Source organism: Rhodococcus sp. IEGM 1408 (genome assembly GCF_033142235.1).
Classification (GTDB): Bacteria; Actinomycetota; Actinomycetes; order Mycobacteriales; family Mycobacteriaceae; genus Dietzia.
Genome location: NZ_JAWLRW010000008.1, coordinates 147,035 through 166,333 on the forward strand (window position 1 = coordinate 147,035; position 19,299 = coordinate 166,333).

Sequence of the window (19,299 nt, forward strand, 5' to 3'; positions counted from 1 at the left end):
CCGGTACGTTCGTCCCATGACGGACGACATCTCACCGGACCTGCTCAGAGAACTCCTGGACGAGGTCCGTGATGACTCCTCCGGCGACCTGGTCCCGCACCTGGGCGACTACGAACACCCGAATCCCGATGCCCTCGCGCTGGCGGTCTGCGACCTCGGCGGCCGCGTGGTGTCCGCGGGGGACGACGACATCCGCTTCGATCTCCAGTCCGCGTCCAAGCCGTTCGTCTACGCCCTGGCGCTGGATCAGAAGGGCGTCGACGAGGTGGCCAAGCGGATCGGGGTCGAGCCCTCGGGCGACCCGTTCAACGAGATCTCCCTGGAGGCCGGCACCGGCCGGGCCCCCAACGCTCTCGTCAACGCTGGTGCGTTGGCAGCGCATGCGCTGATAGGACGGGGCGACGACGACGAGGATTCCCGTTTCGAGCAGATCCGGGCGTTGTTTTCCCGGATCGTGGGCCGAGAGGTGGAGGTGGATGAGGAGATCGCGGACATCGAGGCCCGGAGCGCGCACCGTAACCAGGCGCTCGCCCACCTGCTCGCCGAGGAAGGCAATCTCGCGGACGACCCCCATGAGGTGGTGGCGGGGTACGGGCGCCAGTGCGCTGTCCGGGTGGACGTGCGCGAACTCGCTCACATGGCCGCGATGTTCGCGAACGGCGGTCTGCGCCCCGGCGGTGACGAGCAGATCCTCGGGCGCAGAGCCGTGCGCTACGCCAACAGTGTGATGTTCACGTGCGGCATGTACGACGCGGCGGGGGACTGGGTCTACCAGGTCGGGCTCCCCGCCAAGAGCGGCGTCTCAGGGTGCGTGTTCGCGGTGGTGCCGGGCCGGTTCGGGGTGGCCGCCTACTCTCCCCGGCTCGACGAGCACGGCAACAGCGTGCGGGCGGCAGCCGCCATCGAGGCGCTGTCGGACCGCCTGGACCTCCACGTGCTCGACCGGGCGGACGGCCACGGGTTCGGCCCCGCCGGGTAAGCCGACTATCCTCGGGAGCCGTGACCGACTCGACTCCCGCCGCGACCGGGGCCGCCACCGGCGAGCCCGCCGACGACACCCCCGAGCAGCTGCGCATCCGCCGCGCCAAGCGGCAGCGCCTCCTCGACTCCGGGGCGCAGGCGTACCCGGTCGAGGTCCCGCGCACCCACGGGCTCGTCGAGATCACCTCGGACCCGCGCTTCGCGGCGCTCGAGCCAGGCGAGGAGACCGACGTCGAGGTCTCCGTGGCCGGCCGGGTGCTGTTCGTCCGCAACACCGGCAAGCTCTGCTTTGTCCGCCTCCAGGACGGCGTGAGTCCGGACGCGGACCTGGCCGTCCCGGCGGTGGAGGGCGAGCCCGACGCGTTCGCCCCGCAGCTCCAGGTGATGCTCTCGCTGGCGGCCGTCGGCGCGGATCGGCTCGAGGCGTGGAAACAGGACGTGGACCTCGGCGACCACGTCTCGGTGACCGGCCGGGTGGTGCGGTCCAAGCGCGGCGAGCTGTCCGTGATGGCCGACTCCTGGGTGTTGGCGGCCAAGTCGCTGCGCCCGCTGCCGGTCGCGCACAAGGACCTGAGCGAGGACACCCGGGTCCGTCACCGCTACACCGACCTCATCATGCGCGACACCGCCCGACGCAACGCGATCACCCGCATCAAGGTGGTCCGCGCGCTGCGGGGCGCCCTCGAGCGGCGCGGGTTCCTCGAGGTCGAGACGCCCATGCTGCAGACGCTGCACGGCGGGGCCGCAGCCCGGCCGTTCGTCACCCACTCCAACGCACTCGACCTGGATCTGTACCTGCGCATCGCCCCCGAGCTGTACCTCAAGCGCTGCGTGGTGGGCGGGATCGAGCGGGTCTTCGAGATCAACCGGAACTTCCGCAACGAGGGCGTGGACTCCTCGCACAGCCCCGAGTTCGCGATGCTCGAGACGTACCAGGCATACGGGGACTACGACACCTCGGCCACGATGATCCGCGAGGTCATCCAGGAGGTCACCCGCGACGTCTTCGGCTCCACGACGGTGACGCTGGCCGACGGGACCGACTTCGACCTCGGTGGCCAGTGGCCCGAACTGCGGATGTACCCCTCGCTCAATGAGGCGCTGCGAGCCAAGCATCCCGAGCTGGCGGCCGACGACGGCGAGAGCATCGTCACCGTCGACTCGACCGTCGCCGAGCTCACCGAGCTGGCCGGAGAGGTCGGGCTCGAGGTGCCCTCGGGCAAGGGCTGGCTGCACGGAAAGCTGGTCGAGGAGCTGTGGGAGCACCTGTGCGGCGATCAGCTCGACGGCCCGGTGTTCGTCCGCGACTTCCCGGTCGAGACCTCCCCGCTGACCCGCGACCACCGCACCGACCGCGGGGTCACGGAGAAGTGGGACCTCTACGTCCGCGGATTCGAGTTGGCGACCGGCTACTCCGAGCTCGTCGACCCGGTGATCCAGCGTCAGCGCTTCGAGGACCAGGCGCGGCTCGCTGACGCCGGCGACGACGAGGCGATGGTTCTGGACGAGGACTTCCTCGCCGCCATGGAGCAGGGAATGCCGCCCACGACGGGGCTGGGGATGGGAATCGACCGGCTGCTCATGGCGCTCACCGGCCTGGGGATCCGCGAGACCATCCTGTTCCCGATGGTCAAGCCGCTGCCTCGGGAGTGACCCGTCGCTGGACTGCTCCGGCGTGAGAACGCGCGCGCTGGTAGTCGGACTGCTCGCGGGTGTGGTCCTCACACTCGCGCACGCGGTGCTCCCCGATCGGTGGGCGGTCCTCGCCGGCACGAGTGCCCTGTGGGGAGTCGTGCCGATGTTCGTGTCCCGCCGGCCGGGCGCCAGAGGGATCGACGGGGCCGTGTGGGGAATGCTGGCCATGGTCGGGACGCTGGTCCCGTGGCTCGTCGTCCACGCGGACTCGACGTCGGCTGCGGAGGTGGGGCTCTGGCTGGTCGTCGGACCGGTCGCAGGTGCGGTCTGCGGTACCGCGGGAGCCGCGTCCGCGCGTGACGGCAGCCGTGGCGCGCTCGCCGCGGGCGCGGTGCCCGGGATCGTCGCGGGTGAGGCGGTCTACGGCCTCCTGCAGGTCGGCGGACCGGCGTGGGTTCTCGAGCTGGCCGTTGCGCTGGTGCTGCTGGCGGTGGTGTCCCGACCGGCCCGGCGGGCCCCCGCTCTCGGATCAGCGGTGGTGGCGCTCGCATCGGTCTACTTCGCGTGCCTCGGATACGACGCGCTGCTCAGCTGAGCGGTTCAGCCGCCCTCGTTGCCGTTCTCGTCGTTCTCCCACCCCGCCCAGGCCGCCGCCACGAGGTCACGCAACACCTGCTCGTCGACCTTGGCGAGCGTCTTCACATAGAGGCAGCCCTTGCCGGTCTTGTGCGGTCCCAGTTTCGCTAGAAGCTCCTCCGCCCCCGGGGCCCCGAGCAGGCCGTAGAAGGTGAGGGCGGAGGCTCGGGGGCTGAAACCCACCCGGAGGGTGTCGCCCTCGCGGCCGCTGTCGTAGACGTAGTGGTGATGGCCGTAGCCCACTATCGACGGACCCCACATGGCGGCATGCTCGCCGGTGGCCTCGCCGAAGATCTCCAGGAGTCGCCGACCGTCGTCCACACGCCGTGCGGTGGGCAGTCCCTCGATCCATTCCCGAGGCGAACCCGGCGACACGACGGTCGTCGCGTTGTCGCTGCGGCCGGTGGGTCGGGGCCGGGCGACGGGCTCGGTGAAAGACAGGCCCGCCGCGGTCAGCGCGTCGCGCAACACCCCGAGCTGGGAGGGACCGATCCCGTGCAGCGCCAGCACGTCCTTCTCGCCCATCCCGTCGAGTTGCCGGAGGTCGGCGATCCCGGCCGCGTCGAGCGCGCGGGCGGCCGGGGCGGAGAGCCGGGGCAGGGGTAGCGCTTCGCTCATGACGCTGACGCTAGTCCTCGCGGGCGGTTCCGGACCAGCCTCCGACCGCCGCCACCGGCAGGGGCGCCACGCGCGTCACGAGCGCCACGCGCGTCACGAGCGCCACTCGCGTCACGAGTCCGGGTGCGGCCGTCCCGACTTGAGGTCCGGCAGGACGTACTCGGCCGACCGGGCAGCCCACGCCGACCCCGCCGCCACCAGGACGAACCCGAGCGCGGCCACGTAGGGGCCGTAGGTCACCTCCGCGTCCCCGGGCAGACCCGAAAGGGTGGGTTCGGCCACCCCCGAGGAGGCGATGAGTGTCCAGACAAACGCCAGGTGCGCTGCCAGCACCCCGAGCGCGACCACGGCCGCCGCGGCCGCGAACGCCCCCAGGCGACTCAGCATGGCGACCGACACCAGGAAGGACAGGACCACCAGTCCCAGGAACAGCACCGGGGCGACGCTGCGCACGTCGATGATCTCGGTGATGTCCAGCGCGGTGATCTGCTCGCCCCTGCTGGTGGAGAGCCACGGCAGGTAGAGGCTGAGCAGTGCCAGTGCCAGGCCGAGCAGAGCGATGAGGGCGCCGATCCGGTTCTTCACGTGGGGGATGACCTTGGTGCGGGCCGGCGTCCTGGTGGGAAGGGGGGTCTCGTGCGGGGCGGGGGCGGTGTACGCAATCATGACGATCACCCTTTCGGCGCATCCGTGCGCCTGTGTGCTTAGTCACACCATATGCCTGAAATCTCAAAAAGGCTGGGAATCTGCATCCCGTTATGGTATTGGAACCGTCAGCGCCTCGGATTGGTCCGGCGGGTCGGCTCGGCGGCCATCGGATCCTCGGGCCACGGGTGCCTGGGGTAGCGGCCGCGCATCTCCGCGCGCACGCCGGGATAGGCCTCGCGCCAGAAGAACTCCAGGTCACGCGTCACGGCGAGCGGCCGCCCGGCGGGGGAGAGCAGGTGCACGGTCACGGGCACCCGCCCGTGGCAGATCCGGGGCGAGCTGGTCCAGCCGAAGCACTCCTGGAGCTTGACCGCCAGCACGGGTGCCTCGTCGGAGCCGGGTTCCGGGTAGTCCACGCGGTACGACGACGAGCTGGGCACCTTCAGCCGGTCGGGCAGCAGCTCGTCGAACCGGGTCGCCTCCGGCCACGGGAGCAGTCGGCGCAGGGCGGGGCCGAGGTCCCGGCCGGTCAACTTGGCGCCACGGGCGAGCGCGTTGACCTCCGGCGCGAGCCACTCCTCCAGCCGGTCCGCCAACGCGTCGGCGGACACGTCCGGCCACGGTGCCCCGAGCATCCGGTGGGCGAGCGCCATCCGGCGCCACAGCCGTAGCGCGTCGTCGTCGGGCCCGAGTCCGGGCAGCCCGCCGGCGCGGACGGCGGCCGCCACGGCCGACAGGGCGGCGGCAGGACCCGGACGCACGGGGGTCACGGAGAGCTCGATCGCCCCGAGCCGACGGATCCGGCGGCCCGTCAGTGCGCCGCCCGAGAACGTGGCCGTCTCGTCGTCGTCGAGGAGTCCCTCGGCCGCACGTTCGGCGCCCTCGCGGTCCAGCGCCGCGGCGGCCCGGATCACCGCCCCGGCCTCGCCGGCGGCACGCCCGGACGCGCGACCCACCTCGGCCACCGCCAGCCACTCGTGGCCCGCGAGCGCGGAGCCCGGCGGGAGCACCGCCCCGGTCCCGGAGGCGAAGGTGTACTGCCCGCCCCGTCGGCGCGCCACGCGGTCCGGGTGGGCGAGCGACACCACCACCCCGACGGCCTCGTCGACGGGGACGCCGCTCCGCCCGCGACCCGCGCCCGCGGATCCGACGAACCGCTCGAGACGGCGGGCCTCGCGCTCCCAGGTCCCTGAGTCCGCGGCCCGGCCCCCGCGCAGCGCCTGCAGGTCGGCCACCAGGTCGCCCGCGGGGGAGCGCCGGCCCGAGGCCAGCAACGCCACCACCTCGGCGGCCACCCGGCGGCCCACGAGCGGGGCGCCGTCGAGCAGAGCGCGGGCGTGGCGGGGATCGGCGGGGACCCGCGCCAGTTCGCGTCCGCGGGCGGTGGCCCGGCCGCGGGCGTCGAGCGCGCCGAGACCCTCCAGGACGGACTGGGCGCGGGTGATCTCTCCGGCCGGCGGCGGGTCGGGCAACGCCAGCCCCTCCCCGCGCGGCGCGCCCCAGCAGGCCACGTCCAGGGCGAAGGTCGTCAGGTCCGAGGTGGCGATCGCGGGCGTGCGGTGGTCGGGCAGGCGCGCGAAGTCGTCCTCGGACAGGCACCGCACCGCGACCCCGGGTCCCAGGCGGGCGGCTCGACCGGCGCGCTGGACGCAGGAGTCGCGCGAGGCGGACACCGTCACCAGGCCGGTCATGTCCCGCGCGGCGTCCCGGCGGGGCTCGCGGCTCAGGCAGGCGTCCACCACCACCCGCACCCCCGGCACCGTGAGCGAGGACTCCGCGAGGTCGGTCGAGACCACCACCCTCGGCCGGGTTCCGCCGCCGTCTCCACCGCTGACGCGACTGCCGCCGCGTCCGCCTCCGCGCCCGCGACCGGTGCCCGAGACCGCCCGGTCCTGGGCGGCCGCGTCGAGCCCGCCGTGCAGGGGCAGGACCTCCGCCCGGTCGCCCAGTCGGGCCGTCAGCGACCGGACCACGCGGTCGATCTCCCGGACCCCGGGCAGGAAGACGAGGGCGTCGGCGCCACCGGAGGACACCTCGTCTGCGGTCACGGCGGCCACGTGCTCGAGGAACCCGTCGGTCACCCCGCGGGCGTCCAGCCGGGCCACCGGCGCTGGGGCGTACCGGACCTCCAGGGGGTGGCCGGGGTCCGGGACCCCGACGACGGGCGCAGCGCCCGCACCTCCCGTGCCCGCGTCCGAACCCGCGCCCGCGCCCGCACCACCAGCGCCCGGATCCGGCCCCGGACCGCCGAGCAACCGCGCGAAGCGACCGGCCTCGACGGTCGCGGACATCGCCACCACCGGCAGGTCGTCGCGCAGCTGGCGGAGTTCGCAGAGCAGGGCAAAGGCGAGGTCGGACTCGACGTCGCGCTCGTGGACCTCGTCGAGCACCACCGCGCCGATCCCGGGCAGGTCGGGGTCGGCCACGAGTCGACGCACCAGCACGCCCGGCGTCACGAACTCCACGAGGGTGTCCCGCCCGACGAGGGAGTCCCCGCGCACGGAGTACCCCACGACGGTGCCGATCTCGGTGCCCGTCAACGTCGCCAGGCGCCGCGCCGCGGAGCGGGCGGCCACCCGTCGGGGCTGGGTGACGACGACACGGCCCGCGACCCCGTCCACCGAGGCGACCGCGGGCGGGACCAGGGTGGTCTTACCGGTGCCGGGCGGCGCCTGCACGACCGCGGTGCCCTTGGCCGCCAGAGCCCCGCGCAGCGCGGGAAGGGCCGCGGCGAACGGCAGATCGCGGCCGATGCGGTCGAGGTCGAACGGTCTCACCACGCCGCCCCACCCGTCGATTGACTCATGGCCACGACCCTAGATGTCCCCGCATTCCCCGTCTGGAGGCGGCGTTCGCTGACGGCGTACACGAATGCGCAATGATTCCCCGACCTGCCGCGTTGAACACTGGTGACGGACCTGGAGAAGGACCGGGCGCCGCTCCTGCGGTGCCGAGCGTCTGACCGGGCCACTACAGTGGTGAAAACCCGAGGAATGTGAGGTAGCACGATGTTCGAACGGTTTACCGACCGCGCGCGTCGCGTCGTCGTCCTGGCCCAGGAAGAGGCCCGGATGCTCAACCACAACTACATCGGCACCGAGCACATCCTGCTGGGTCTTATCCACGAGGGCGAGGGAGTGGCCGCCAAGGCACTCGAGTCCCTCGGGATCTCGCTGGAAGCGGTGCGTAGTCAGGTCGAGGAGATCATCGGCCAGGGCCAGCAGGCGCCCAGCGGGCACATCCCGTTCACGCCGCGGGCCAAGAAGGTCCTCGAGCTGAGCCTGCGCGAGGCACTGCAGCTCGGGCACAACTACATCGGGACCGAGCACATCCTGCTCGGCCTCATCCGTGAGGGCGAGGGCGTGGCCGCCCAGGTGCTGGTCAAGCTCGGCGCCGACCTCACGCGCGTCCGCCAGCAGGTCATCCAGCTGCTCTCGGGCTACCAGGGCAAGGAAGCCGAGGCCACGGGTGCGCCCGCACGCGGCGGCGGCGGTCGCGAGGCCGGCACGCCGTCCTCGTCGACGGTCCTGGACCAGTTCGGACGCAACCTCACGCAGGCCGCCATGGAGGGCAAGCTCGACCCGGTGGTCGGCCGCGCCAAGGAGGTCGAGCGCATCATGCAGGTGCTCTCCCGGCGCACCAAGAACAACCCGGTGCTGATCGGTGAGCCCGGCGTGGGCAAGACCGCGGTGGTCGAGGGCCTGGCTCAGGCCATCGTCAACAACGAGGTCCCCGAGACCCTCAAGGACAAGCAGGTCTACTCGCTGGACCTGGGTTCGCTGGTGGCCGGTTCGCGTTACCGCGGTGACTTCGAGGAGCGCCTGAAGAAGGTGCTCAAGGAGATCAACCAGCGCGGCGACATCATCCTGTTCATCGACGAGATCCACACGCTCGTCGGCGCGGGTGCGGCCGAGGGCGCGATCGACGCGGCGTCGATCCTCAAGCCCAAGCTGGCGCGAGGCGAGCTGCAGACCATCGGCGCCACGACGATCGACGAGTACCGCAAGCACATCGAGAAGGACGCGGCGCTCGAGCGTCGCTTCCAGCCGGTGCAGGTCCCCGAGCCCAACGTGGAGCTGTCCATCGAGATCCTCAAGGGTCTGCGGGACCGCTACGAGGCGCACCACCGCGTCACCATCACCGACGGTGCGCTGGTCGCGGCCGCGACGCTCGCGGACCGGTACATCAACGACCGCTTCCTGCCGGACAAGGCCATCGACCTCATCGACGAGGCCGGCGCACGGATGCGCATCAAGCGGATGACCGCTCCGCCGGACCTCCGCGAGTTCGACGAGAAGATCGCCGAGGCCCGTCGCGAGAAGGAGTCCGCGATCGACGCGCAGGACTTCGAGAAGGCCGCCGGTCTGCGGGACACGGAGAAGAAGCTCATCGCCGAGCGCTCCGAGCGCGAGAAGCAGTGGCGTGCGGGCGACATGGACGTGGCCGCAGTGGTCGACGAGGAGCAGATCGCCGAGATCCTGGGCAACTGGACCGGTATCCCCGTCTTCAAGCTCACCGAGGAGGAGACCAGCCGTCTGCTCCGCATGGAGGATGAGCTGCACAAGCGGATCATCGGTCAGCAGGAGGCCATCAAGGCGGTCTCCCGTGCCATCCGGCGTACCCGCGCCGGGCTCAAGGACCCCAAGCGTCCCTCCGGTTCGTTCATCTTCGCCGGCCCGTCCGGTGTGGGTAAGACCGAGCTGTCCAAGGCGCTGGCCAACTTCCTGTTCGGCGAGGACGACGCGCTCATCCAGATCGACATGGGCGAGTTCCACGACCGCTTCACCGCCTCGCGGCTGTTCGGTGCTCCCCCCGGGTACGTCGGTTACGAGGAGGGCGGCCAGCTCACGGAGAAGGTGCGGCGCAAGCCGTTCTCGGTGGTCCTCTTCGACGAGATCGAGAAGGCCCACTCCGAGATCTACAACACGTTGCTCCAGGTGCTCGAGGACGGCCGTCTCACCGACGGTCAGGGCCGCATGGTCGACTTCAAGAACACCGTGTTGATCTTCACGTCCAACCTCGGCACCAGGGACATCTCCAAGGCCGTCGGCATGGGCTTCCAGTCCTCCGACAACACCGAGGACGCCTACGAGCGGATGAAGCAGAAGGTCAACGACGAGCTCAAGAAGCACTTCCGGCCTGAGTTCCTCAACCGCATCGACGAGATCGTGGTGTTCCACCAGCTCACCAAGGATCAGATCGTCCAGATGGTCGACCTCATGGTCTCCCGCGTCGGGGTGGCTCTCAAGTCCAAGGACATGACCATCGAGGTGACGGATCGGGCCAAGGAACTCCTGGCCAAGCGCGGGTTCGACCCGGTACTGGGTGCGCGGCCGCTGCGTCGCACGATCCAGCGCGAGATCGAGGACACCCTCTCGGAGAAGATCCTCTTCGGAGAGGTCGCGGCCGGCGAGCTGATCACGGTCGACGTCGAGGGCTGGGACGGCGTGTCCGAGAAGACCGAGGACGCCAAGTTCACGTTCTCCGGTGCGCAGCGCCCGGACGTCGACCTCCGCAAGGGCGAGGAGATCACCGCGAGCGTCGCGCCGACCGGCGAGGCCGGACCGGGCGACTCCCTCCCGCCGAGCTCGTCAGGTTTCGGTGGCCGGTCTGCCAACGGACCTGCGGGCAGTGGTGGGGCGGCTCCCGCCACCACCTGATCCGCGCGCCCCGACACGGCGCCTGATACGACGAACGGCCCCCACCTTCCGGGTGGGGGCCGTTCGTCGCGTCCGAGGTCGTCAGCCGGCGGCCGGGGAGACCGCGCGCAGCCCTCCGTCGACGATGACGAGCGGATCGGTCGGCTCGTCGTCGAACCAGGCGTCGAGTAGGCGCGCGATCACCAGGACGTGATCGCCGGCCGGGACCAGCCGGTCCAGGGCGACCCGGAGCCGCGCCCTGCCGCCGTGGAGCAGGGGCTCCCCGGTCTCGGCGCGCGTCCACAGGGAGGTGTCGGCGAACCTCAGCCGAGACGGTCCCGCGAACCGCAGCGCCAGGGACTGGTCGGCCGTGCCCAGCAGGTGGATCACGGCGGTCCGGGCCTCCAGCACGGCGGCCAGGCTGGACGAGGAGATGCCGACGTTGAAGCTCACCAGGGCGGGCTCCGAGGAGAGGCTCGACGGCGACGACGCGGTGAAGCCGACAGGCCCCTCGGCGCCGTCGAGGGTGATGATCGTGACCCCGGCGGGATGCAGACGCATCGCGCGACGGTGGGTCTCCGGTGAGACGGACGGCTGGGCGGTCGACAGGCTGCGTTCGGTCATGTGAGGAGTCTCGATGCCGGATGTGGCCGATGTCGAACGTTCTGTTCGCGGTGACCGGAAATAGGTCAGGACGCCGACGACAGGGTGGTCGGGAGCACGCTCGTGGGGTCGGCGGAGATGGCGTCGAGCGCGACCGCCATGGCCGCGAACTGCTGGATCCGGCCGCCGGCCGTCGACACTCTGAGGTCGGGCGCCCCACCCGCCAGAGGTGTCTGGCGGGTCGCCCGGATGAGCGGGGTCAGATAACGCGGGTGGTCGGTGAAGGCCTGGCCGCAGAGGACGACCGAGTCCGGGCGGGTGATGGCCGAGACCAGCCCCACCAGCCGGCCGAGGATCGTCGCGCGCTCGACGAGGATCGCCTCCGCCATCGGGTCGCGGTGTGCTCTGGCGGCGAGCTCGGACACCGAATCCACGCTGATGCCGTGGGCGGCCGCCGCGCGCACCAGTCCGGAGTCGCCCACCACATCCAGCAGGCCGGCACCCTTGTCGTCGAGGTGTGTGGTGGGCCCGACCGGGAGGTGGGCGAGTTCAGCCGACCCGGCGCGGGGGAGGTGGACCGCGCCGTCGATAACCAGCGCGGAGCCCAGGTGTTCGCGCGCGTAGACGACGAGGGTCGTTCCCCGGTGAGATTCGTGTCCTAACAGCAGTTCTGCCGCGGCCATCGCCTCGACATGGGGGGCCACGGAGAAGGGCACCCCGATCCGATCGGCGAACAGGTCCGCCACGGGGACGTCCTGCCACCCCAGCAGGTCGTGGTCGATCCTGCCCGGCGTGGTGATCCTCGCGGCGGTGGCGACGCCGCCCCAGACGAGCCGGCGGCCGCGGTGGCCGTCGAGGAGTCGGAACGCGATCGCGGACAACTCGTCCGCGATCTGCTCCGGGTCGCTGCCGGGGGTGGGGATCGCGTACTCGGACAGGATCCGGCAGCCGAGGTCGCAGATGGCCACCACGCTGCGGCTGAGGCCGATGTGGATCGCGACGGCCATGGGGCCGGAGGGGTCGAGCTCGACCGGGATGCTCGGCCTGCCGACCGAGCCGTCGTGCATGAGCTCCGGCCGCTCGCGAATGACCCCGGCGGCCAGGAGTGCGGAGGTGGCGCGGCCGACGGTGGCCACCGACAAGCCGGTGGACGCCGCGACCTCGGGACGGGAGACCGGGCCGCGGAACCGGATCGTCCGCAGGACGCGAGCCGAGCTGGCATTGGAGAGCCTCAGGTCAGGCGCGGATGATCGTGGCGTCATGCCGGTAAAAGTAGCACAGAGAATAGACCGATCGGTCTACTACGGTTAAGGGTTCCGTTCACGGTGGAGGCAATTCTGGCTGCGCGCCCCACCCCGGCCACACGATGGGTTGGTCAGTTACCGAACCCGAACCCAGGAGTCATCCGTGGCCACCCAGCACTCCGCACCGATCACCGCGCAGCAGGACCTGCACTTCCACTGGTTCCTGCCCACCTACGGCGATTCACGCAATCTCGTCGCCGGGGGCCACGGGACCTCCATGTCGGGGGACCGGCCGGCGACCCTGCCCTACCTGCGGCAGATCGTGGCGGCCGCCGAGCACAACGGATTCGAGTCCCTGCTCACGCCGACCGGCGCGTGGTGCGAGGACGCGCTGCTGACCTCCGCGTTGCTCGCGGACTCGTCCGAGCGCATCAAGTTCCTCGTGGCTCTACGTCCCGGTCTGATGAGCCCGACCCTGGCCGCCCAGATGGCCACCACCTTCCAGTGGCAGACCCACGGACGACTGCTCCTCAACGTCGTCACCGGCGGGGAATCCGCGGAGCAGCGCGCCTACGGCGACTTCCTGGACAAGGAGGGCCGGTACGCCCGCGCGGACGAGTTCCTCGGGGTGGTGCGCGACCTGTGGGCGTCGCCGGAGCCGGTCACCTTCCGAGGCGAACACCTCACCGTCGAGAACGCGGTCCTGGGGCGTCGACCCGACCCGGCGCCCCCGATCTTCTTCGGCGGTTCGTCCCCGGCCGGGATCCGGGTGGCCGCCCGCCACGCCGACACCTACCTCACCTGGGGTGAGCCGCCCGAGGCGGTCGCGGAGAAGCTCGACCGGGTCCGCGCCGCTGCGGCCGGGCAGGGACGCACCCTGGACTACGGAATCCGGCTCCACGTGATCTCGAGGGACACCTCCGAGCAGGCGTGGGCGGAGGCCGAACGGCTGCTCAAGGGAATCGACCCCGCGGACGTCGAGCGGGTTCAGGCGTCGCTGGCCGCGAGCGAGTCGGAGGGTCAGCGCCGGATGCTCGCCCTGCACGGCGGGCGGGCCGACTCCCTGGAGATCTCGCCCAACCTGTGGGCCGGTGTCGGACTGGTGCGTGGGGGAGCGGGCACGGCGCTCGTCGGTTCGCACGAGGAGGTCGCCGACCGGATCGCCGAGTACGCCGAGCTGGGTCTGAGCCACTTCGTCCTGTCCGGGTACCCGCACCTGGAGGAGACCTTCAACTTCGGTGAGGGCGTCCTGCCCGAACTCGCCCGGCGCGGTCTGTGGACGCCGAACACCACCACACCTCGGACTTCAGCGCAGCCGACTTCAACGCAGCCGACCGCGGCGGTGCCGTTCGCCGGGTCCCCGGCCGCAACGTCGTCCGAGCCCGCCACCCCGACCAGGGAGCCCGCCTCCGTCGGCGGGTGACCCACACCAGGAGATGTCCGCGATGACCACGATCGTGCCCCCGCCCGCCGCGCCCACCGTGCCCGCCCGGCCGGCCCCGGCGACCAGGCCCCGGGACGGGGCCCCCGTTCCCGATGTCGACCACACCTCCGTCACCACCGCGCAGGAAGGGGCCGGGGAAGGACGACGACGACGAGCCCGCGGCAGCCTCTGGTGGTTGCGCTGGCTCAGTCCTGTCGCGTTGGTCGTGATCTGGCAGATCGCCGGCGCCACCGGGATCCTGCCGGAACGGATCCTGCCCGCCCCCCAGCTCATCGCCGAGTCCGGGATCAAACTCATCGCCAGCGGCGAGCTCGTCGACGCGCTCGCCGTCTCCAGCGTCCGCGTGGTCCAGGGCTTCGTCCTGGGCGGCGCGATCGGGCTCGTCCTGGGCGTGATCGTGGGGACGTCCCGGTACGCCGACGCCATACTCGATCCGCCGCTGCAGATGCTCCGGGCGCTGCCCCACCTCGGGCTGATTCCGCTGTTCATCCTGTGGTTCGGGATCGGCGAGGCCCCCAAGGTCCTGCTCATCGCGCTCGGCGTGGTGTTCCCCATCTACCTCAACACCGCCTCCGCTCTGCGGCAGGTGGACCCGAAGCTGCGCGACATGGCGACGGTGTTCGGGTTCACCCGGCGGCAGCGGTTGACCGAGGTGATCCTGCCGTCGATCGCCCCGCAGGTGCTGGTGGGCGTCCGTCAGTCGCTGGCGATCGCCTGGCTCACCCTGATCGTGGCCGAGCAGCTCAACGCGAGCACCGGCCTGGGTTACCTCATCATGAACGCCCGCGACTACTTCCAGATCGACGTCATCATCGTCGGCCTGGTCGTGTACGCCCTGCTCGGCATCCTCACCGACGCCGCCGTACGCGTGGCCGAGGCCCGCGCACTGAGTCACTACCGCTGACAGGAGTCACCACATGACCACCACTCTCGCCCCCGCGGGCGCCCTGCAGGGCGTCACCCGGCGATTCGGCCACACCACCGTCCTGAACGGCCTCGACCTGGAGGTCCCGCGCGGAGACATCGTGGCCCTGCTCGGGCGCAGCGGCAGCGGCAAGTCCACCGCGCTGCGGATCCTCGCCGGCCTGGACCGGGACCACGACGGCACGGTCCACATCGACGGGGCGCCCTCGGTGGTGTTCCAGGACTCACGACTGCTGCCGTGGAGAACCGTCGCGGCCAATGTGCGGCACGGGCTCAACCGGGTGGGCGTCGACCGCGCCGAGAAGTCCGAGCGCGTGTCGGAGATCCTCGCCGAGGTCGGCCTCGGCGGCCGTGAGGGCGCCTACCCCGGCGAACTCTCCGGCGGCCAGGCGCAGCGGACCTCGCTGGCCCGCGCGCTCGTCGCCGAGCCCGCCCTCCTGCTGCTCGACGAGCCGTTCGGTGCCCTCGACGCGCTGACGCGCCGCACGATGCACAAGCTGCTGCTGCGGCTGTGGGACCGCCACGGCTTCGGCGTCCTGCTGGTGACGCACGACGTCGACGAGGCGGTCGCTCTTGCCGACCGGGTCCACGTCCTGGACGACGGCGTCGTCGCCCACACCGAGAAGATCGACCGCCCCCGCGACGGCGGCGCCACGACTGACCACCGCCGTTCACTACTCGACGCACTGGGCGTCGACCACACAACCGAGGACTACTCCATATGACCACGACCATCCCCCCGACCCGCTTCCGCTCCGCGGCGACCACCGCAGTGGCAACAGCAGTGTTCGTCCTGGCGCTGATCGTCCTGCTCGTCGCGTCCGGCTGCGCCACCCGCGAGGCCGACGAGGCGGTACCCGTACCGGACCGGGTCGACCTGGCGGGGTTGTCCGACCTCGTGCTGCGGGTGGGGGACCAGAAGGGCGGCACCCAGGCGCTGCTCGAGGCCTCCGGCCAGCTCGAGGAGCTGCCCTACGAGATCGAGTTCTCCACCTTCACCTCCGGCCCGCCGATCGTCGAGGCGCTCAACGCCGGGCAGATCGACACGGCGGTCACCGGCAACACCCCGCCCGTCTTCGGTGCGGCCGCCGGAGCGCGGGCGTCCATCGTCGCCGCGTACGCCAACGCCGGTGAGGGAGACCAGATCCTGGTCCCGGAGGACTCCCCGGTGCGGTCGGTGGCCGACCTGGCGGGACGGAAGGTCCTGGTGGCCAAGGGAACCTCCGCGCACGGTCACCTGCTGCTCCAGCTCCGCAAGGCGGGGGTCGCGCCGGAGGCCGTGGAGTTCGTCTTCCTGCAGCCGGCCGAGGCGGGCTCCGCCTTCTCCCGCGGGGACGCCGACGCCTGGGCGATCTGGGACCCGTACACGGCCATCGCGCAGACCACGTCCGCACCGCGGACGCTGACGACCGCGGTCGAGGCGTCCAACGGATTCTGGTTCGGGCTCGCCTCTCACGACGCGCTCGCCGACGCCGGGCGCCAGACGGCGATCGCCGACTTCCTCGTGCGTCTGGCGAAGGCCGGGAACTGGTCCGAGGACAACCCGGCCGAATGGGCGGCGTTCTACGCCGATGCCGTGGACCTCTCCCCGGAGGCGGCCGAGCTCTCGCAGGGCCGGAGCACGCGCGTGCCGGTGGCGCTGGAGGACACCATCGAGCGGGAGCAGAAGCTCGCCGACGTCTTCACCTCCGACGGCCAGATCGACCCCGTGGACATCGCCGAGTTGGCGGACGAGCGGTACCGGGACGTCCTCGCGCCGGTGGTCCGGCCCGCTCCCGGGACCTGAGCGGCCCTTGAGCGGTCGGCGCTGTCGCCGCCCTCTGGTCGGTGAGGTGATCTCTCCTCTAGGAGGTCATCTCAGACCAGAGGGTGGCGATCGCCGCCCAACCCACCATCCCCACCGTGGAGTAGAGGAACGCCCACATCACGCACTCGACTGCCACCGCGGGGAGGTACCGCCGGAGCGGCATACGGGTGAAGCCGGCGCTGACGTTGACCGCCGTCTGAATCCCGATCGTGAGGAACGACAGCGGCACCGCGATCACCCCGTATCGCGCTGACAGCCGCTGGGCACGCTGCATGTGTGAACCCTCGAGGTGGCGGGCGGCCTTCCGGCTGAGCATCCCCCCGCGCAGCGCGCCCCGGCCCAGCCAGTAGGTGGCGTTGGCGCGGAGCATGACTATCACGAAGAGCGTCGCGAAGGCGACGCCGAACGGTTGCTCCGCGATCCTGTCCATCTGGTGAGGGGCAGGGGCGGGTCAGTTGGCGGGCTTGACGTCCATCACGACGTCGAACTCCAGGAGGTTGGCGCCCTCGGCGACCGGCTTGCCGTGCTGACCGGCGTGCGCGGTCCGGGCGTCGCCGTCACGCCAGGCGGCAAAGGACTCCTCGTCCTGCCAGGTGGTGACGACGAAGTAGCGGGTCTCCCCGCCGGTGGGGCGCAGGAGCTGGAACCCCAGGAACCCGGGGGAGTTCTCCACGGTGTGCGCGCGCTCGGAGAAGCGGCGCTCGAGTTCGGCGCCGGCCTGCGGTGGGACGGCGAGGGCATTGATCTTGACTACGGCCATGTAGGGGAGGCTACCCTCAGCCCGGCTCAGTCGGGCAGCGAGTAGCGGTCAGCGCTCCGGGCCACGAGGCCGTCGGTCACGAGTGAGGCCAGCGCCCGCTCGAGCTGGACGGCATCGGGCCACACCGCGTCGAGCCGGGCGGCGGTTGCGGTGCCGTCGCCGTCGCGCAGGACGTCCAGGAGCATGCCCCGGACCTGTCGGTCGGTGCCGGCGTAGGTCTGCGTCCTGCGCCGTGGGCCGTCCCACGCGGGCCTTCCGGCGGCCAGCCACGCGCAGGATCCGGCGAGCGGGCAGTCGTCGCACCGCGGCACCCGCGCGGTGCACACCAGCGCCCCCAGCTCCATCAGCGCCACGGAGAACGCGACGGCCTCCTCCCGGCGGGCTGGTAGCAGCGCGGACACCGCCGCGAGGTCGCGTCGGGTCGACGGCGGCCCCGCCTCGGCGGCCCCACCCACCGCGCGGGCGACCACGCGCCGCACATTGGTGTCGACCACCGGCACGCGCTGCCCGTAGGCGAAGCAGGCCACCGCACGCGCCGTGTAGTCGCCCACCCCGGGCAGGGAGAGGAGGTCCTCGACGTCGGTGGGGACCTGACCCCCGTGCTTCTCGACGACGACGAGGGCGCACTCCTGCAGCCGGAGCGCGCGGCGGGGATAGCCGAGCTTGCCCCACATCCGGATCACGTCGCCGGGGGAGGCCGCGGCGAGCTCGGCCGGCCCGGGCCACCGCTCGAGCCATGCCCTCCACAGCGGTTCCACCCGGGCGACGGGGGTCTGCTGGCTCATGACCTCGCAGAGCAGGATCTCCCAGGCGCCCACGCCGCCCCCGCGCCACGGCAGCGGCCGGCCCTCGCGGTCGAACCAGGAGAGCAGAGCAGGTGTGTCGACAGAGGTCACCGTGAAACCGCCCGCGCGAGGCGTGCACAATATGAGTCATGCCTCATACCGACCCCATCAAGGCGTGGGCCTCGCTCCGCGACGGCAACCATCGATTCGTCGAGGGCGAGATGCGTCATCCGAGTCAGAATACCGAGCGTCGTGAGAAGCTCGTCGCGGCCCAGAACCCCAAGGCCGTGATGTTCGGTTGCTCGGACTCGCGCGTGGCCGCGGAGATCATCTTCGACCAGGGGCTCGGCGACCTCTTCGTCGTCCGAACGGCGGGACACATCAGCGACTCGGCCGTGCTCGGGTCGATCGAGTACGCGGTCCACATCCTGGAGACCCCGCTCATCGTGGTCCTCGGCCACGACAGCTGCGGCGCGGTCAAGGCGACAGTGGACGCGTTGCGTACCGGCGAGATCCCGCCCGGGTTCCTCCGCGACGTGGTCGAGAAGGTGTCGCCGTCGATCCTCAACGGGCGCCGGGAAGGGCTCAGCACGATCGACGACTTCGAGGCCCGCCACGTGCTGGAGACCGGTGAGCTGCTGCAGCAGCGGTCCAAGATCATCAGCGACCGGATCGACGAGGGTCGCCTCGCCATCGTCGGCGTGACCTACAAGCTCTCCGACGGCCGCGCGTACCTCCGGAGCGTGGTGGGCGACGTCGAGGACACCCCGCACGGCCCGGGCGAGGAGATGATCGCGGTCTAGCGACCGCCATCCGGCCCGCATGCGGGGCAAAGGGGGCCTGGTCCGGGGACACGCCGCGAGGCGGGTCCGGTGCGACGGGGCCCCGGCCCTAGAGTTGGACTCGTGCACGAACCCCAGGGCTCCCAACCTCGCGAAGTCTACGTCCGGCGCCGCGTCGCCGCGGTCGTCGTGGCGGTCGTCGCCGTCCTGGCGGTGGTGCTGGCGCTGTTCCTGGCCTCCCGGGACAGTGGCACCGACACCCAGGAGACGGCCGGCAGCGGCGAGGTCGACGCGTCCGAGGCGGTCACGACCTCGGAGGCGGCCACCGAGACCTCCGCTCCGGACGACGGTGGGGCCTCCCGGGGCCGGTGCGCCGACCCGGACCTGAGCCTGACGGTGTGGTCGGCCGAACCCAACGTCCCCGTGGGCGAGGACGTCCGCTTCTTCGTCAACATCCTCAACACCTCGGACACGACGTGTGACCGGGACCTCGCCGAGGCGCCGCTGTCCTTCGAGGTCTACCGCCTCGACACCAACGTCAAGGTGTGGTCGAGCATCGACTGCACCACCCCCCGCGACGAGGACGAGGTCGAGCTGCGACCGGGCGAGCCCGAGCCGCGTCAGATCGACTGGACCGGGCGTCGTTCGGCCGAGGGCGCGTGCTCGGAGTCGGACCGGACACCGGTCGAGGTCGGCGCCTACCAGGTGTACGCACTGGTCGGGAACGTCTTCAGCCCCGCCGCGACGTTCAACGTGGTCGAGGGCGCCTAGCTCTCCGCTGGCACCGGGCCAA

18 protein-coding genes are annotated in these 19,299 nt (G+C 71.6%); 10 read left to right on the top strand and 8 right to left on the bottom strand.

From position 1 onward, the window contains the following. Positions 1-16 precede the first annotated feature (16 nt). The 3 genes from glsA to R4P08_RS13880 are packed head-to-tail and all read left to right on the top strand — an operon-like array spanning position 17 to position 3,211. Positions 17-979: a glutaminase A gene (glsA, locus tag R4P08_RS13870; RefSeq protein WP_317814478.1), complete on the top strand. Its 963-nt coding sequence runs from the start codon at positions 17-19 to the stop codon at positions 977-979. Positions 980-999: 20 nt separating this feature from the next. Continuing rightward, positions 1,000-2,634: a lysine--tRNA ligase gene (gene lysS / locus R4P08_RS13875; RefSeq protein ID WP_317814479.1), complete on the top strand. Its 1,635-nt coding sequence runs from the start codon at positions 1,000-1,002 to the stop codon at positions 2,632-2,634. Between the two features lie 22 nt (positions 2,635-2,656). Continuing rightward, on the top strand, positions 2,657-3,211 hold the full coding sequence (locus R4P08_RS13880; protein ID WP_317814480.1) for a DUF6518 family protein: 555 nt from the start codon (positions 2,657-2,659) through the stop codon (positions 3,209-3,211). Positions 3,212-3,216: 5 nt separating this feature from the next. On the opposite strand, the gene R4P08_RS13885 is transcribed toward R4P08_RS13880, so the two are convergent. From R4P08_RS13885 to R4P08_RS13895, 3 genes are all read right to left on the bottom strand, one after another. Beyond that, positions 3,217-3,870: a DUF1801 domain-containing protein gene (locus R4P08_RS13885; protein ID WP_317814481.1), complete on the bottom strand. Its 654-nt coding sequence runs from the start codon at positions 3,868-3,870 to the stop codon at positions 3,217-3,219. 111 nt (positions 3,871-3,981) lie between these two features. Beyond that, positions 3,982-4,536 (bottom strand): hypothetical protein, encoded by a 555-nt coding sequence (locus tag R4P08_RS13890; RefSeq protein ID WP_317814482.1) that lies wholly within the window; start codon positions 4,534-4,536, stop codon positions 3,982-3,984. Between the two features lie 107 nt (positions 4,537-4,643). Then, positions 4,644-7,298 carry an ATP-dependent RNA helicase gene (locus R4P08_RS13895; RefSeq protein ID WP_411741209.1) on the bottom strand — a complete coding sequence of 885 codons (2,655 nt, stop codon included), beginning with the start codon at positions 7,296-7,298 and terminating at the stop codon, positions 4,644-4,646. A gap of 228 nt (positions 7,299-7,526) precedes the next feature. Between R4P08_RS13895 and R4P08_RS13900 the strand changes: the two genes are divergently transcribed. Further along, positions 7,527-10,178: an ATP-dependent Clp protease ATP-binding subunit gene (locus R4P08_RS13900; RefSeq protein WP_317814483.1), complete on the top strand. Its 2,652-nt coding sequence runs from the start codon at positions 7,527-7,529 to the stop codon at positions 10,176-10,178. Positions 10,179-10,259: 81 nt separating this feature from the next. Here R4P08_RS13900 and R4P08_RS13905 read toward each other — a convergent pair whose 3' ends face one another. Then, positions 10,260-10,781, bottom strand: coding sequence for a flavin reductase family protein (locus R4P08_RS13905; protein ID WP_317814484.1), 522 nt, complete (start codon positions 10,779-10,781; stop codon positions 10,260-10,262). A gap of 65 nt (positions 10,782-10,846) precedes the next feature. Next, positions 10,847-12,022, bottom strand: coding sequence for an ROK family protein (locus tag R4P08_RS13910; RefSeq protein ID WP_317814485.1), 1,176 nt, complete (start codon positions 12,020-12,022; stop codon positions 10,847-10,849). 187 nt (positions 12,023-12,209) lie between these two features. Here R4P08_RS13910 and R4P08_RS13915 point away from each other — a divergent pair, with 187 nt between their 5' ends. Genes R4P08_RS13915 through R4P08_RS13930 form a run of 4 tightly spaced genes read left to right on the top strand, consistent with a single transcriptional unit; the run spans position 12,210 to position 16,158 of the window. Then, positions 12,210-13,427 carry an LLM class flavin-dependent oxidoreductase gene (locus tag R4P08_RS13915; RefSeq protein WP_317814543.1) on the top strand — a complete coding sequence of 406 codons (1,218 nt, stop codon included), beginning with the start codon at positions 12,210-12,212 and terminating at the stop codon, positions 13,425-13,427. 22 nt (positions 13,428-13,449) lie between these two features. Beyond that, complete coding sequence (locus tag R4P08_RS13920; protein WP_317814486.1) at positions 13,450-14,352, top strand: ABC transporter permease; 903 nt, start codon at positions 13,450-13,452, stop codon at positions 14,350-14,352. Positions 14,353-14,365: 13 nt separating this feature from the next. Further along, entirely contained in the window at positions 14,366-15,097 is a 732-nt protein-coding gene (locus R4P08_RS13925; RefSeq protein WP_317814487.1) for an ABC transporter ATP-binding protein, read from the top strand. Continuing rightward, positions 15,094-16,158 carry an ABC transporter substrate-binding protein gene (locus R4P08_RS13930; RefSeq protein ID WP_317814488.1) on the top strand — a complete coding sequence of 355 codons (1,065 nt, stop codon included), beginning with the start codon at positions 15,094-15,096 and terminating at the stop codon, positions 16,156-16,158. The genes R4P08_RS13925 and R4P08_RS13930 overlap by 4 nt, the downstream gene beginning before the upstream one ends. Positions 16,159-16,216: 58 nt before the next feature. Here R4P08_RS13930 and R4P08_RS13935 read toward each other — a convergent pair whose 3' ends face one another. The 3 genes from R4P08_RS13935 to R4P08_RS13945 are packed head-to-tail and all read right to left on the bottom strand — an operon-like array spanning position 16,217 to position 17,835. After that, positions 16,217-16,609: a DedA family protein gene (locus R4P08_RS13935; protein ID WP_317814489.1), complete on the bottom strand. Its 393-nt coding sequence runs from the start codon at positions 16,607-16,609 to the stop codon at positions 16,217-16,219. A gap of 21 nt (positions 16,610-16,630) precedes the next feature. Next, positions 16,631-16,939 carry an antibiotic biosynthesis monooxygenase gene (locus R4P08_RS13940; RefSeq protein ID WP_317814490.1) on the bottom strand — a complete coding sequence of 103 codons (309 nt, stop codon included), beginning with the start codon at positions 16,937-16,939 and terminating at the stop codon, positions 16,631-16,633. 26 nt (positions 16,940-16,965) lie between these two features. Beyond that, positions 16,966-17,835 carry an A/G-specific adenine glycosylase gene (locus R4P08_RS13945; protein ID WP_317814491.1) on the bottom strand — a complete coding sequence of 290 codons (870 nt, stop codon included), beginning with the start codon at positions 17,833-17,835 and terminating at the stop codon, positions 16,966-16,968. Between the two features lie 38 nt (positions 17,836-17,873). On the opposite strand from R4P08_RS13945, the gene R4P08_RS13950 reads away from it, so the two are divergent. Further along, the gene (locus tag R4P08_RS13950; RefSeq protein ID WP_317814492.1) at positions 17,874-18,527 is read left to right on the top strand and encodes a carbonic anhydrase; all 654 of its coding nucleotides are present in this window, start codon (positions 17,874-17,876) and stop codon (positions 18,525-18,527) included. Between the two features lie 102 nt (positions 18,528-18,629). After that, a complete protein-coding gene (locus R4P08_RS13955) occupies positions 18,630-19,277 on the top strand; it encodes a hypothetical protein (RefSeq protein ID WP_317814493.1) in 648 nt (215 codons plus the stop codon). Positions 19,278-19,299 lie beyond the last annotated feature (22 nt).